Genomic DNA, 16612 nt, shown 5'->3' on the forward strand with positions numbered 1-16612 from the left:
AAACTTAAATACCTGCAATCCAAAAGCTTCTGGATTGCAGGAATAGTTAAGATTTATTTTAATAGAAAATCCTTTTTTAGATTAGATACCTGAACAGTAAATGATCCTTTTTCAGAAATCCATTTCAGGTTTTCATTTACAAACTGAAGGTCTTTTTGGTTTAAAGTGAATTTTACCGTTTTGGTTTCATTCGGCTCTAAGCTGATTTTTTCAAATCTTTTTAAAGCTTTAAATTCCGGTGTGATCGAAGCAAAATTATCTGACAGGTATAATAAAACAGATTCTTTTCCACTTCTTTTTCCGGCATTCGTCACATCGACAGTAACATTAATTTCATCTGAATTACTGATTTCCGTTTTGTCAATTTTTAAATTTGAATAGGTGAAAGTCGTATAGGATAATCCTGTTCCAAACTCAAATTGTGGCAAATAACTTTTCTCATAAGTAGCATCGTTATTTTGTTCGCCTTCAGAAATACTTTCGGTATATTTTCTATTGTATTTTTCTAATGAATTAGGATATCTAGGATAATTGTAAGGTAGTCTTCCGCTTGGGTTTACATCACCGTACAAAATATCAACCAATGCTCTTGCACCTTCATTCCCTGGCAGATAACACTGAACAACAGCGCTCATTTTATCTTCAAAATCGCTTATTAATCTTGGTCTTCCTTCATTTAAAACTAAAATAATTGGTTTGTTTACTTTAGCTAAGGCTAATGCCAGTTTTACCTGCGATGTACTCATAAATATATTGCTGATATCTCCCGGAGTTTCGGTGTAATTTTTTTCTCCCAAACACAATACAATTTTTGATGCTGTTTTAGCAAGTTCTACTGCTTTCTGAATTTCTGCATCATCTTCTTTTTCTAAATCAGCACCAGCAGTATATAATACATTTTCTTTTCCAAGTTTGTTTTGGAAAGCTTCCAAAATGGTTGATTTCTCAGCTGCATAAACATCCGAATTTTCACCTTGCCAGGTATATGACCAGCCTCCGTTCAGGTATTTCATGCTATTCGCTGTTGCACCCGTTACAAGGATTTTTTCAGTTTTGTTTAATGGTAAAACAGCTTGATTATTTTTTAATAAAGTAATTGATTCTGCTGCCGTTTTGTAAGCTTCCTGAATGTGTTCAGCAGATCCGAATTTTGGATAATCTTTTAAATTTGCTACAGTATTTTGAAACAAATTCAACTCAAACTTCATTCTCAGAATTCTGGTTACGGCATCGTCGATACGGGACATCGGCACTTCTCCTTTTTTTACTAAATCAACTAAATCAGTATAAAAAGTAAATTCTTCAGGCACCATACTCATATCTATACCCGCCATAACAGCTATACGAACCGCATCTCTTTTGGTTTCGGCAACTTTGTGTCTTGTATTCAGGTAAATAATATCTTTCCAGTCTGTAACTACAACTCCTGAAAAACCTAATTCGTTTTTAAGAATATCCGTAATCAAATGTTTACTTGCGTGTACCGGAGTTCCGTTAATTTCTCCTGAACTTACCATTACACTTTTGGCTCCGGCATTTATTGCAGCCTGATAAATCGTCAAATCGTATTGTCTTAAAATACGTTCCGGAATTATACTTGGTGTTCTGTCTTTTCCTGTTGTTGTGCTTCCGTAACCTATGTAATGTTTCATACAGGAAGCTACGCTGTATTTAGAACCTACATTATTGTTTCCTTCAAAACCATCCACTAGTGCGACAGCCATTTTTGAAGATAAATAAGCATCCTCTCCAAATGATTCCCACATTCTTGACCATGCTGGGTTTCGTGGAAAATCTAAATCCGGAGAAAAAACCCATGGAATTGATGAGGCTCTGGTTTCGTAAGCTGAAATTTCTGCTCCGCGTTTAACTAAATCGGTATTAAAGGTTGCTGCCAGACCAATTTGCTGTGGAAATAATGTAGCTCCGGCTGTATAACTTGCACCGTGAATGGCGTCTATACCGTATAAAACAGGAATTTTTAGTCTCGATTTGTTTGCTTCATTTGTAATTGCCTGCATGGTTTCCTGCCATCTTTGAAGTGTAGGAGCGCCAGGATTTGGTACATTTAGAATAGAACCAATATGATAATCCTGAATTCCCTGTTTTAATTTGGCCGCATCAAAATATCCAGGTCTTTTGGGATCTTCAAAAATTGTTACGGTAATCTGAGTCATCTGACCCACTTTTTCTTCTAAAGTCATTTTAGACAACAGTTCTGAAACCTTAGCATCTATTTCTGCTTTTGTCTTTTTAACTTCCTGGCTCCATGTTGCTCCGCAAAATAGGAAAGCAAGTACTAGAAACTTTGTATTTTTCATTTTAACTTTTTAAATTAATATATTTTTAAAACCCTAATAGATTAGAGTCTGCATAGCATGTGATGGTATTTTGATTGTGTTTTTAAAAGAGTCTATTATGATTTCATAAACTACTTCTTTGTCTGAAGAATTCATCACAATTGTGGCCATCTTTCCGTTTGTATTCAGGAAAGAGGTACTTAATAAACTTTTATCGCTGGTTGTATTGCCTATTCTTTTGGCATTTGGCTGAATAAATTTTGAAAGGTGCCCAATATAATAATACATTGGTGTGTAAATCAATTCGTCTTTGGTTGTGTCTGCATGAATTGGGGCAAAACAAAAATTGCCCACATGATTTGGCCCTCCGGTTTGGTCCAGAAGAATGTTCCAGTCTGTCCAGCCCACAGTTCCGTTATTAAAATCATTAATCATATTGATTCCGTAACGCTCTGCATTTCCCCAAAACTGAAATTTTGTTGCATCAAATTTTTCAATACAACCTTCTGTAAATAATAGGTTTTTATTCGGAAAAGATTCATGGACTTTACCAACTGATTCAAACTTTGGAGTACCGCCGTTCCAGGTTTCATACCAGTGAAATCCAATTCCCCATGCATATTTTGAAACTTCAGGATCTGAGAAGACAAGGTTGGCTCTTTTTTCGAGCATATCTCCACGGTTATGGTCCCAAATGATAACATTTTTAGAAGAAAGGCCTTCTTTTTTTAAGGTTGGCCCTAAAAAGTTTTTAAGAAAATCTCTCTCGGCTTCAGGACTATAAATACAAGACTCCCAACTTTGTTTTGCCATCGGTTCGTTTTGAATGCTCAATCCCCAAACCGGAATTTTTTCTTTTTCGTATGCTTTTATAAATTTAGCATAGTAATTTGCCCAAGATTGTGCAAATTCAGGCAATAAAACGCCGCCGTGCAAAATATCATTATTGTCTTTCATGAAAGCTGGGGGACTCCAGGGACTGACAAATAAAGTTAATTTACCGCCGGCAGTTTCAATTGCTCTTTTGATTAGTGGAATTCGGTACTTTTTGTCATGTTCTATATTGAAGGTTTTCAGGTCTTTGTCTCCTTCCTGGATATAGGTATAGCTTTCGCTGCTAAAATCGCAACTATGTATATTTGTTCTGGCTAAAGAATAACCGATTCCGTTCTTTTTATCATAATAAGCGGTTAGAAATTCCTGTTGTTTCTTTGGTGATAATTTGGCAAAGACTTCAGCGCTAGCATCTGTAATGGCGCCACCAATTCCCAAGAAAGTCTGATCTGTTTTTTTTCTGTCGATCGTAATTGAAACCGTTGAATTTGCTTGTTGTGGTGTTGGATTTAAGATTAAATCATTCGATAATGATAATCTTAAATTTGTGTTTTCGGCAGTAGTATATACCTCTATTTTTTTATTTGTTTTGAATGAAGATGCCACAGACTGGGCTCCAACATTTGAAGAACAAATTAATTGGAGAACAAGTATTGGAATTATTAAAATGCGATTTATAAATTTCATTGTACTTTGAAAAAGCGATTTAACTTTATTTAAAAAAGTGAGGGCTAAAATGAATACTCATATTAACCCTCTTACTAACTCACAAAATATTAATACACAAGTGTTTGTATTGCATGCGCAGGAATCTTTACAATTGTTTTTTCTGTAGCAATAATAAAGTTATAGGTAATTTCATTATCTGTATTATTCATAATTACAGTCGCCATTTTACCGTCAGTATTTAAAAAAGAAGTACTTGACAAATAACTACGGCTTACTGATGTGCTTACACGTACTGCATTTGGACGAATAAATTTTGAAAAATGACCAATGTAATAATAGGATGGTGTATAGATTAAACCACCTGTTATTGTATCTGCATGAATGGGTGCAAAACAAAAATTACCTACATGGTTTGGTCCTCCAAATTGGTCCAGAAGTATATTCCAGTCTGTCCAGCCAACAGTTCCGTTATTAAAATCATTAATCATAGACAAACCATATCTTTCGGCATTTGGCCAGAACTGATATTTTGCCGCATCAAATTTTTCAACACAGCCTTCCGTAAAAATTAATTTTTTGTCCGGGTATGCTTCATGAACTCTGGCTACATTGTCAAACATGGGCTGAGCACCAGTCCAGGTTTCGTACCAGTGAAATCCTAATCCCCAAACATACTTTGAAGCTTCAGGATCTGAGAAAATTACATTGGCTCTTTGTACCATCAAATCGCGGTTGTGATCCCACGCAATTATTTTAACATTTCCAAGTCCTTCTTTTTTTAATGTTGGTCCAAGGAAATTCTTCAAAAAGTCTCTTTCTTCTTCTGCAGTATACAAACAAGATTCCCATGTTTGGGTTGCCATTGGCTCATTTTGAACTGATGTTGCCCAAATTGGAATTCCTTCTTTGTTATACGCTTTTATAAATTTTGCATAAAAATTAGCCCATGGCTGAAAAAATTCCGGCAATAATTTTCCGCCTTTTAATACATCTTTATTGCTTTTCATAAAAGCATTTGGAGACCATGGCGTTGCATAAGTAATAATTTTTCCTCCCGCTGTCTTGATAGCTTCCTTAATCATCGGAATACGATATTTGCGGTCATGCTCAATCGAAAACGTTTTGAGATCTTTATCGCCTTCTTCGATATAAGAATAGCTTCCGCTGCTAAAATCAGAACTCTGAATAGTTGTTCTTAGCAATGAATATCCAATTCCTTTTTGCGTATCGTAATAAGCATTTAAAAATTCCGTTTGTTTTTCTTTTGATAATTTAGCAAAAATCTCGGCACTTGCATCTGTAATTGCACCGCCTATACCCAAAAAGTTTTGAAATCTTTTAGCTGGTTCTACAAAAACAGAAATTTCTGTTTCTATTGGTTGTTTTGATGCTGTAAAACTTAAATTATCTGTAGGGGTTAACCTTAATTCTGTATTTGCTGCTGTAGTATAAACAGTAATTTTTTTATTGGTGGTGGTAAACTTTTGTTGTTGTTTTTGGTTTTTCTGTTGTGGAAAAACAGATAAAGAGAAACATAAACAAGTAATAATAAAGCCAATTTTTTTCATTGAGTATGTTTTAATAATTGAAGACTTTGATGAAATTCTTAGTCAAATCATGTCCGTCCTGATTTAAAAATAGCCCATACTCATAATGATTATGGGCTATTGACAACCAAACTTAAACTTAACTTATTGTAAAAGTTGTTTTAAAACAGCTGCAAGAAACAGCTGTTTTTTATTATCAACTCTATGTTTTATTGTGGGTATCCTGTATTTTGTTCCATTAGAGTGTTATTAAATTCACTATATGGAATTGGGAAAGCTTCATTTTTAATTGGTGTAAATCCTTTAAAAGCAAGTTTAGCAGCTGCCTGACCTGTTCTAACTAAATCATACCAACGGTGTCCTTCTCCTGCAAGTTCCAGTCTTCTTTCAGCATAAATAGCATCTAGTGACACAGGAACAGGTAATAATCCAACTCTTCCTCTAACAGCATCAAGAAGTGCCTGAGCTCTTATACCTGTACCACCTAAAGCTTCTGCTTCTAACAAATAAGTATCAGCCAAACGAATTACATAAGTATTGATAGCAAAATTTAAAAAAGGATTTGTTGCTGTAATATCTTTATTTACGGCTGCATATTTTATAAAATGATATCCTGTTTCATTGTAACTATCTGTAAAAGTGATACGTCCTGCAGCTTTCTCTGCATTAGCATCAAATATAGTTGATGCAAAACGAGGGTCATTTTTTAAAGCATTTGCCAAATCTGTAGTAACAACCATAAAACCCCATCCATTAATATAATCAGGTAAACCTGCAGCAACTCCTGTCGCAGTTCTGGCATAATCTCTTACTCCCATTAATTGAGAAGCTACATTTCCTTCATCATTTCCTGTTTCAAAATTACCCCAGTCTGCATTCGATTTATCAGAATAAGCAATTTCAAAAATAGATTCTGTGTTAAATTTATTAGCATGATTCCATAGTGAAGCAAAAGTCGGCATCAATTTATAACCAAAACTACTTGTCCCTCCAGGAGTTCCATTTACTTTTTCTAATTGAACAGCGGCTTCAGCTTTTTTGTTATCATATAAGTACACTTTTCCTAAAAGTGCTGTTGCTGCACCTCTTGTAAAACGTCCTGATTCATTTGATGTAAGAGTAATTGGTAAATCTCCTATAGCCTCATTTAGATCTTTTTCGATTTGTACATATACCTCTTCAGGTTTTACTTGTAAAACATTGTGAACCTCCTCTTTAGTAAGTGGTGCTAATATTAAAGGAACATTTCTGAACATTCTTACAATATCAAAATAATAATAAGCACGTAATGCTTTTACTTCCGCCATGAATCTTGCTTTTTTAGCAGCATCCATTGGTACTGCAGGAAGTTTTTGAATCATCACATTACATCTGAAAACACCTTGGTAATAGTTTGCCCAGATTGCAGGCGGAATATTACTTGGGCTTACTGTATAATTAGATGCAACCTGAAGACCTGGCTGGTCACCTGAATTTCCACCTCCGGCATAAAAATCATCTGATGCCGAATTTAAAAATAACAATGGTGCAGTTTCCATTGATCCTGCAAATTTCCCTACCTTATCATAAGCAGCAACTAAACCTGAATAGGCTTCTGTTTCGTTTCTGTAAAAATCCTGCTCAAATACAACTCCATTTCCGTTTACGTCTAATTTTTCATCGGTATCACACGATCCTAGTGTCACTAACACTCCTAACGCGATGAACGACTGTTTAAAACTTATAAGTTTCATAATATTTTATTTTTTTGATTAAAATTGCAAATTAACTCCTAACATGTATGATTTTGCCTGAGGATAATATCCTCTGTCAACACCTTGTACATTGTCCATGCCAGCGGCAGTAGGTCCTCCAATTTCCGGATCAAAACCACTATATTTTGTGATTGTGAATAAATTTTCTCCGGTTACATATAATCTAACTTTTTGCAATGAAATAGATTGAATCCATTCTTTTGGAAATGAATATCCAAGTTGAATTGTTTTGAATCTAAAGAAATCTCCTTTTTCTAAATTAAAATCAGATGGATTACTAAAGTTTTTGTTTGTATCGTCTACAGTAACTCTAGGATAACTGTTTGTTGATCCCGGTCCTGTCCAACGACCCAAAACGTCAGTTTGGTAATTTGCATTTATGATATCTAATCTTCTTAATCCCTGGTAAATTTTGTTTCCACCTGCACCTTGACCAAACACTAACAAGTCAAATCCTTTATAGTCAAGATTTAATGTAAATCCATAAGTAAATTTAGGTAAAGAAGTTCCTAAGAAATCTCTATCATTTCCATCAATAACACCATCATCATTTAAGTCTTTCCAACGGAAATCTCCTGGTTTGGCATTAGGCTGTATTACAGTACCTCCTGAATTTCTGTAAGCATCAATTTCTGCCTGAGATTGAAAAACACCGTTTGTTCTGAATCCGTAAAATGAGTTGTAAGCCTGACCAACCTGAGTTCTGTTAATTTCATAAGAACTTGACTGTACTGTTTCATCTCCTGCAATAAATTTAGTTCCTTCATCGATGTATGTGATTTCATTTTTGATGTAAGAGAAATTACCATTTACAGAAAGGTTTAATTCACCTATTTTTTTTCTGTATCCTAATTCAATATCAAACCCTTTATTCTCCATACTGGCTAAATTGGCATACGTATCTCCAGTTGCTCCAACATATCCTGGATTTGGCACTGGCATAATAATACCTTCTGTCTTTTTATTGAATAAATCGAAACTTAAATTAAAGTCCTGGAATAATGTTGTTTCAAAACCAATATTAGCTTGTTTTGTCTCTTCCCATTTCAAATCAGGATTAGGAATCGCATTTGGACTTTGTCCTGGAGTTGGTGTTCCTCCAATTGTATAATTTCTTTTAATACCTACTGTTGAGATAAATAAAAATTCTGGAGAAGAGTCATTACCAGTTACACCATAACCTCCTCTAATTTTTAAATTGCTTACAACATTATTATCCTTCCAAAAACCTTCTTTAGATGGAACCCATCCTAAAGATACTGAAGGGAAAGTTCCGTATTTATGATTTGGACCGAATCTAGTAGATCCGTCACGACGAATAATACCTGTAAAAATGTATTTTTCTTTGTAATCATAATTTAACCTTCCAAACAAAGACTCAACTCTGTGCTCGTATGCCTGAGAATCATATGCATTAGCAATTTTATCAGCGATAGGGATCTCAACATTAAATGAGGCGTCAGCATGTGTTGTTGCAGGAACTCCCTGATAAGTAACATCGTTACCAGAAGTAATATTATCAACATAAGTACCTTTACCTATTAAAGCACTAAAATTATGGTCACCAAACTTTTTGGAATAATTCAAAGTGTTTTCCCAGTTCCAGCTGAATGACTTTTTGTATGATCTGAATAATTCGTTTTTCTCTCTTTTTGTAGCTCCATTTAAGAAAAATACCGGAGTAAAATTATCTGAACCATAGAATGCTAATTTACCACCCGCAGCAGATTTAAATTTTAAACCTGGTAAAAGTTCAGCTTCAACAAAAATATTTCCTACGAAATTATCTGCAAAATCATTATTACCTAATCGAGTTTGAGTATAAGCTAGTGGATTTGTATTTTCCTGAGTAACGATAGTAGAAATACCATAGTAATTTCCATTAGCATCTCTAAGTGCATTTGGATTGTTTTGGTAAATTGGCTGATTTGGATTTGTTTCAATAATTGGAGTCAATGGATCTAAGTTGATCGCAGATGCCAATGGTCCACCAAATTCGTCATTTGTATTACCAATACCAATTGTTTTTTCATTAGAATATCCTAAAGTCTGACCAACTTTAATGTATTTTCCAATCTTGTGATTTGAATTTAAACGAATATTTTTTCTAGTGTAGTGAGAAATATCAGTTGTTACAATTCCTTCCTGGTCTAATAAACCAAAAGACATGTAAAATGTAGAATTTTCATTTCCTCCACTAAAACTTAATTCGTGAGAGTAGCGTTGTGCATGATCATTAAAGATAGCATCCTGCCAGTTTGTTCCTTTTCCGTAGTTTGTTGCAGTTGAATAAGGTGCTGGTTTACCTCCGTTTGTGTATGCTTCATTCATGATTGTTACATACTGAGAAGCATTAAGCAAATCTATTTTATTAGACGCTTGTGATGTCCCTGCATAACCAGTGTAGTTAACTGAGATTCCACCAGATTTACCTTTCTTAGTCGTTACTAAGATAACCCCTGCAGCTGCACGGGAACCGTAAATAGCTCCTGAAGCACCATCTTTTAATACCTCGATAGATTCAATATCAGATTGATTTAGGTAACCTATACCTCCGTTATCTATGATTACTCCATCAACAACCCATAAAGGATCATTATTATTAAGAGTAGTAAAACCACGGATACGAATTGTCGATGCAGATCCTGGTTGTCCGGCGTTAGCTGCAATAGAAACACCCGAAACCCTACCTTGCAAAGATTGTTCTATCCTTGTAACAGGAAGATTCTCTAACGCTTTTGCTTTTACACTAGATATTGCACCTGTTACTACACTTTTCTTTTGTGTACCGTAACCGACTACCACAACCTCATTTAAGTTTTGAGATTCTGCCTTCAATGAAATTTCAATTTTAGTCCTTCCGTTTACAGGTTCCTGTACTGTATTGTAACCTACAAAACTAACTGTTAAAGTTGCATTTGAAGGTGCGCTGATTTGAAATTTTCCATCAAAGTCAGATGCAGTTGCCTTGTTCGAACCTTTAATTGAGATTGTTGCCCCTGGGACGGGTAATCCACTTTCATCATTTATAATTCCATTTACCGTAACATCCTGTGCCATTGCGATAACTGAAAACAATAGAGATGAAAAACAAAAAATAAGTAATTTTGTTAATTTCATTTTTCTAAAAATTTTGGTTAATTAATTAGTAATTTGATGCAATAATAAAGTTAAATTTTTACTATTGGTAATAAAATTTCCTTACAAAAACACATCAAGATATAAATACTTACATTACAAAAACACATCAAATATTTTTTAAAAAACTGATTTACAAATATTTAAAATTTATTTTATATTGTTATAGAATTGTTAACTAAATAAAATAAACACTACATTTACATAAAATGAATTATTTTCGCTTTTCATGCTTTTTCTGCTTAAAATAAACAATTTTAAAAGCGTAACAATTACAAAAAAAGCGGATTATAAAACATAACTAATAAAAATACCGATTTAAAATTATGAAATTCATAAAGAGATATATTTCGCTTTTTATACTGTTAGTTCTTCCGTTTACTACTTTTTCACAGGTAAAAAACTTAGGATTGCCTGCAATTAAAAATTATAAACGATCCGATTATAAAGGAGGGACTCAAAATTGGAATATTGATCAGGATAAAAACGGAAATGTTTACTTCGCAAACAATAGTGGCCTAATACAGTTTGACGGTTCAACCTGGACAAAATATGCTTTGCCAAATAACACCGCCATAAGAAGTTTAAAAATTGATAGTTCAGGCCGAATCTTTGTTGGAGGAAATAATGAGTTAGGTTTTTTTAAAAGTGACGAAAAAGGGCGTCTTAAATACCATTCTCTTTCTAATCTGATTAGTAAAAATGATACTAAAAATATAAACCTGATTTGGAGAATACATATATATAAAGGTGAAATTATTTTCCAGTCTTTTACAAAAGTGTTTTTTTATAAAAACAACAAACTACGCGTTATAAATGCCCCAACGAAATTTCAATTTTCTTTTATTATAAATGAACATTTATATTTTCAGGACAAAGCTTTAGGAATTTTAGAATACAAAAATCAAAAGTTAACTGCTTTAAAGGGAACTACTTCTTTAAACGACAAAGAAATCTGGGCAATGTTTCCGTTACCAAATAACAAACTTCTTTTGGCAACACTAGAAAAAGGCCTTTTTGTTTATGACTACAATACTGTCGTACCGTGGGAGACAGAAGCAAACTCTTTTATTAAAAAAAACACATCACTTGGCGGGTCTATTATAAAAAACAAATTTATTGTTCTGAACTCTGTTCTTAATGGCGTAATAATATGTGATCTGAACGGAAAAATAATTCAGCATTTAAATCGACAAAAAGGGCTACAAAACAACACCATACTTACTTCATTTGTTGATAATAAAAACAATTTGTGGCTGGGACTGGATAACGGAATTACTTTTATAAATGAAAACTCCCCTTTTACCTTTTTTGATTACAGCTATAATATTGGTACAGTCTACGCTTCGGTTATTTTTAATAACAAATTATATGTAGCAACCAATCAGGGATTATTCTATCATTCCTGGACAGCTCCTTTTAAAGATGAAGTTTTCAACCGTGTCGAAGGAACTATTGCACAAGCGTGGAATATTCAGGTCATAAACAATACGTTATTATGCGCCAGTAATAGTGGTGCTCTGCTAATCGATCAGAACAGGGTTTTAAAAACCCTGGACAGTAAAGGATATTTTGGTTTTAAATCGATTCCAAATCATCCGGACTATATAATAGGAGAAAGTTATAACGGTTTTTCAATATTCAAAAAATCAGGTAATTCAATCGAGTATGTCAATCAGGTAATTGGATTTGATGAAACAACCAACACTTTTGAAATAGAACTTGATAATAATTATCTGTGGCTAAAGAAGGATCCGTATCTATATCAGATGAAATTATCAGATGATCTAAAAAGATTTGAGTCTATAAAAAAACATTTGCGTATTTCTAATTTAAACAATCAAATCGGGAGCATACAATCTATTAACAATAAAGTTTACTTTCAGACCAAAAATCATTTTTACAGATACAGTAATGAACAGGAAGATTTTTTTGAAGACAAAAAAATTACAGCCTTGTTTAAAGGCATACCGGACATAAATACTTTAATAGAAGACAGCGACAATAATTTATGGTACTCTTACAATGAAACTCTAGGTGTTTTAGTAAAAACTTCCACAGGGAAATACTATCGTAAAGAAGCCCCATTTTCAAATTTAACCGGAAACCTGGTTGATAATTACATTTCAGTCAATACCATTGATCCCGGCAATATTTTTATCGGATTAACAGACGGGTTAGCTCATTATGATTCTAAAATATCAAACAAGTTTATCACAAAACCCAGTGTTTTTTTTGAAAGTTTTTCTTCGTCCACCGACACTATAATTACAGGAAATCTTGAAAACCCTTTAACCGATCTTAGCATACCTTACAAGTCAAACCACGTTAAATTTACTTTTTCATCACCTACATTTGAAAATCAGGAGAACGTAACCTATTCATATAAATTAGAACCGTTTGAAGATAACTGGCGCAGCTGGTCAACGGTCTCGACTAAAGAATATACAAACCTGAGAGAAGGAAATTATAAAATGAAAATCAAAGCTAAAAACAGTTATGGCATTGAGTCCAAAATTGAGGAAATAAATTTTACGATTTCACCTCCCTGGTACCGCCATTTTTTAGCTTACTTAACCTATTCTCTCTTTTTTCTTGGTGCTATATACATTACTTCTACAAGAGTAAAGTTAAAAATCAGAAAGAACAAATATTATGAAACTATAGAACAAAGAAGATTATATCTTGAAAAAGAATCAAAAATAAGGCATGAGCAGCACGAATTGGAAAAAGAAATCGAAAGACTGAAGAGCGACAAACTTCAAATCAAAATCCTAGCAAAAGATAAAGAACTGGTCAGCAATTCACTTCAGGTTGTAAAGAAAAATAAGGTATTAAACGGTATAATCCAAAAGATTAAAGATATAGACGCTAATACACTGGACGATTCGACAAAATTTGAATTCAATAAATTACATAAAAGTATCGTCAAAGAAGTCAACACGGATAAAAGCTGGAAAGATCTCGAAAAACATATCAAAAACGTACATTTTGAATTTTTAAAAAGATTAAAAGAAAAATATCCAACAATATCACCCCGTGAGCTCGATTTGTCGACTTACCTATTAATGAACATGTCTACAAAAGAAATTGCAGAAATTATGAATATCTCAACAGGTGGTGTAGAACTAGCAAGATACCGGCTAAGAAAAAAACTTGGCTTAAATAAAAAAGAGAATCTTATCGGATTTTTAATGAGTGTATAGTGTAAACAAAAAGGCCATCAAATTGATGGCCTTTTTACTTTTTTACTATTAAATATAATCTAAAGTACGTTCCAGTGCCATTCCTCTGGATCCCTTTATAAGGATTGTATTTTCATTAAATTTAATAGTCTTTAAATGGTCTGCAAATGCATCAAAAGTTTCAAAAAAATGAACATTATCATTTGAAACTTTATGTTCATAAAAAGCTTTACCTATTAAATAACAAGCCGATTCGCTTTGATTTAAAACAGAATCAGTGATAATTTTATGTTCCTGTTTGCTTTCATTCCCAAGCTCAAACATATCGCCTAAAATCATTACTTTATTGAGATTATCCAATTGTATAAAATTTGCAATTGCTACCGCCATACTACTCGGATTTGCATTATAAGCATCTAATATAATCTGATTGGAACCTTTTTGCAATAATTGCGATCTGTTGTTTTCCGGAGTATATCCTTCAATTGCAGCTTTTATTTCAATATTATCAACGTTAAAATACGTTCCGATAGCTACTGCGGCATTAATATTATTTGAATTATAGAGTCCGATCAAATTTGATTTCACGCTAAAATTGCTATAATCAATAACAACAAAAGGATTTGCCTGTATATTTAAAATTTTAAGGTCTGCCTGGTCTTTTTGAATCCCGAAGGTAAAAGATTTTATTTTGTTAGATTTTTCAATCTGAATAGGATCTTCGAGATTTACAAAAGCTGTTTTTCCATTCTTTAAAAGATATTGGTACATTTCGCTTTTACCTTCAATTACACCTTCAACCCCACCAAAACCTTCTAAATGTGCTTTACCAAAATTTGTAATATAACCATAATCCGGCTGGGCAATTTCACACAAAAATTCAATTTCTTTTTTATGGTTAGCTCCCATTTCAACAATCCCAATTTCAGTTTCTTTAGTAAAAGATAGCAAAGTTAGAGGAACTCCAATATGATTGTTTAAATTACCAATTGTTGCTTTGGCATTAAATTTTTTAGACAAAACTACATTGATAAGCTCTTTTGTAGTTGTTTTACCGTTACTTCCGGTTAAGGCAATAATAGGGAGTTTCAAATAGGAACGGTGAAATTTTGCTAATTCCTGCAATGTTTCAAGACTATTCTCAACCAGTATAGTTCTTTCATCAATGAAGTAAGACTGATTGTCAATAACGACGAATAAAGCTCCCAAATCAAGTGCTTGCTGAGCGAAAGTATTGGCGTCAAAGTTTTCACCCTTAATAGCGAAAAACATAGAATTTGCTTCAATTTTTCGGGTATCAATTGAAACAGATTTGCATTTTAAAAACCGAGTATGAATGTCCTGAATATTCATCATTAACTTTTTTAAAAAATAAAAGCCCTAACTAAAGGGCTTTTATTGCAATTAAATATATTTTTTAGTTTCTAGGCGATTTTTTTCTTTCGGTTTTAGCACCTACTCTAGACATAGCGCATCTAAATCCTATGTAGTCAGTTGCCATATCCTGAGGGAAATATCTTCTTTGAGCCGGATCTAACCAGTAAGCTCTGTCTCTCCAAGAACCTCCTTTGTAAACTCTTACGTTATCATCGATTAAAGTTGTACGTTTACTAGAGTTATCATATTTTCTAACCATTTTACCTAAACTATCAGTAGTGATATTATGTTTAGGAGCGTTGTACATATTTTGATCCGCTTTTGCTCCGGATTCAGAATCTCCAAAGTCAAAATATTTAGATGATTGTTTATCACCATCTCTATAGTTGATATTGTCGCTTGTACTGAAGTTTGTTCTCAAATAAGTTTCTTGCTCATCAACTGGAACCTGAGCAATTTCACCCGGAAGGTTTCTTGCTACAACTTTACCGTTACTTAAAGTATCATATTTGATATTCTCTTTAGTGATGATTTCAAGTTTACCGTCTTTACCAATTTTATTTTTAGCGTATTGATTTCCTCTATAGTAGTTAAAATCGTTAGCTTCATTATCGATTATAGGTCTGTAAACATCCGCTACCCATTCTGCAACGTTACCTGCCATATCATACAATCCGAAATCATTTGGAGCGTAACTTTTTACAGCATTTGTAATATCTGCACCATCATCTGACCAACCAGCAATTCCACCGTAATCACCATTTCCTTGTTTAAAGTTAGCCAATTGATCTCCTTTGTTTTTACGTTTAGATGAACGTGTATAATCTCCGGACCAAGGGTATTTCTTTTGTCCTTTATATATATTGTATTCTCTTTGTCCAACATCTGCAGCAGCTGCATATTCCCATTCTGCTTCAGTAGGAAGTCTGTATTCAGGTAAAATTACACCAGAAGAACGTTGTGCATAAACATTTTTTGCATCAGGTACTACACCGTCTTTACCCGCTTTAGGTCTTCTTCCGTTTGGATTTTTCTTTAATACAATATCTTCACTACCTCCGTAAGAAGTAGATGGAGAAGCAAGGTAAGCTTCTGTATTAAATAAACTTTCAGCACTTACATCTTGTGTTTTAGCACCTTTTTTAATATACCCTTCTTTTTCAAGAACAGCCTCGTTTACACGATCTGTTCTCCATTTACTAAATTCAACTGCCTGAATCCAGTTAACACCAACTACAGGATAGTTAGCATAAGATGGGTGTCTTAAATAATTATTAGTCATCGTTTCGTTATATCCTAAACGATTTCTCCATACAAGTGTATCAGGAGATGCTCCTTCATATATATTTTTGTAGTTTTCTTCTGTTGGAGGAAAAACTTTCTTTAACCACTCCAGGTATTCAAGATACATACCATTAGTAACTTCAGTTTCATCCATGTAGAAAGATTGAACGTGTTGTTGAGTTGGAGTGTTATTCCAATCATGCATAACATCATCCTGTACTTTACCCATAGTAAACGTACCTCCTTCAACAAAAACTAAACCAGGTCCGGCCTGTTGTTTTTTCCCTGCATTTCTAGCAGAAGTTCCATTCTGACTGTCTACATCCCAACCAGTTGCTCTTGAAGCGTGAGAGGAACTCGATTTTTTGCTACAACTAGCCGTGCCCAACATCAATACCATTGACATCATTAATTGCAAGACTACAATTTTGTTTACTTTCATACTCATTCTTAGGTGATAAATTTAGGTGCTGCAATATAACAATTAACATTTAATTAGCAACATCCGTTCTAATAATTTTATT

The 16612-nt window shown here is 33.6% G+C and carries 8 protein-coding genes; 1 reads left to right on the forward strand and 7 read right to left on the reverse strand.

What is annotated here, in order from left to right; genetic code table 11:
• Nucleotides 1-53: 53 nt before the first annotated feature.
• The 5 genes from DCO46_RS09870 to DCO46_RS09890 form a co-directional block, all read right to left on the reverse strand.
• A complete protein-coding gene (locus tag DCO46_RS09870) occupies nt 54-2321 on the reverse strand; it encodes a glycoside hydrolase family 3 N-terminal domain-containing protein (RefSeq protein ID WP_116752393.1) in 2268 nt (755 codons plus the stop codon).
• A 33-nt stretch (nt 2322-2354) separates the two neighbouring features.
• A complete protein-coding gene (locus DCO46_RS09875; protein ID WP_116752394.1) occupies nt 2355-3821 on the reverse strand; it encodes a glycoside hydrolase family 30 protein in 1467 nt (488 codons plus the stop codon).
• 89 nt (nt 3822-3910) lie between these two features.
• Complete coding sequence (locus DCO46_RS09880) at nt 3911-5371, reverse strand: glycoside hydrolase family 30 protein (protein ID WP_116752395.1); 1461 nt, start codon at nt 5369-5371, stop codon at nt 3911-3913.
• A 188-nt stretch (nt 5372-5559) separates the two neighbouring features.
• Nucleotides 5560-7083, reverse strand: coding sequence for a RagB/SusD family nutrient uptake outer membrane protein (locus DCO46_RS09885; protein ID WP_116752396.1), 1524 nt, complete (start codon nt 7081-7083; stop codon nt 5560-5562).
• An 18-nt stretch (nt 7084-7101) separates the two neighbouring features.
• Nucleotides 7102-10224: a SusC/RagA family TonB-linked outer membrane protein gene (locus DCO46_RS09890; RefSeq protein WP_116752397.1), complete on the reverse strand. Its 3123-nt coding sequence runs from the start codon at nt 10222-10224 to the stop codon at nt 7102-7104.
• A gap of 344 nt (nt 10225-10568) precedes the next feature.
• Between DCO46_RS09890 and DCO46_RS09895 the strand changes: the two genes are divergently transcribed.
• Complete coding sequence (locus DCO46_RS09895) at nt 10569-13448, forward strand: triple tyrosine motif-containing protein (protein WP_116752398.1); 2880 nt, start codon at nt 10569-10571, stop codon at nt 13446-13448.
• Between the two features lie 48 nt (nt 13449-13496).
• Here DCO46_RS09895 and DCO46_RS09900 read toward each other — a convergent pair whose 3' ends face one another.
• Together DCO46_RS09900 and gldJ are read right to left on the reverse strand one after the other, a co-directional pair.
• Nucleotides 13497-14780 (reverse strand): UDP-N-acetylmuramoyl-tripeptide--D-alanyl-D-alanine ligase, encoded by a 1284-nt coding sequence (locus DCO46_RS09900; protein WP_116752399.1) that lies wholly within the window; start codon nt 14778-14780, stop codon nt 13497-13499.
• A gap of 64 nt (nt 14781-14844) precedes the next feature.
• Nucleotides 14845-16530, reverse strand: a complete 1686-nt coding sequence (gldJ, locus tag DCO46_RS09905; RefSeq protein ID WP_116752400.1) for a gliding motility lipoprotein GldJ — start codon at nt 16528-16530, stop codon at nt 14845-14847.
• Nucleotides 16531-16612 lie beyond the last annotated feature (82 nt).

This window comes from Flavobacterium sp. HTF, from assembly GCF_003105115.1.
In the GTDB taxonomy this organism is placed as follows: Bacteria; Bacteroidota; Bacteroidia; order Flavobacteriales; family Flavobacteriaceae; genus Flavobacterium.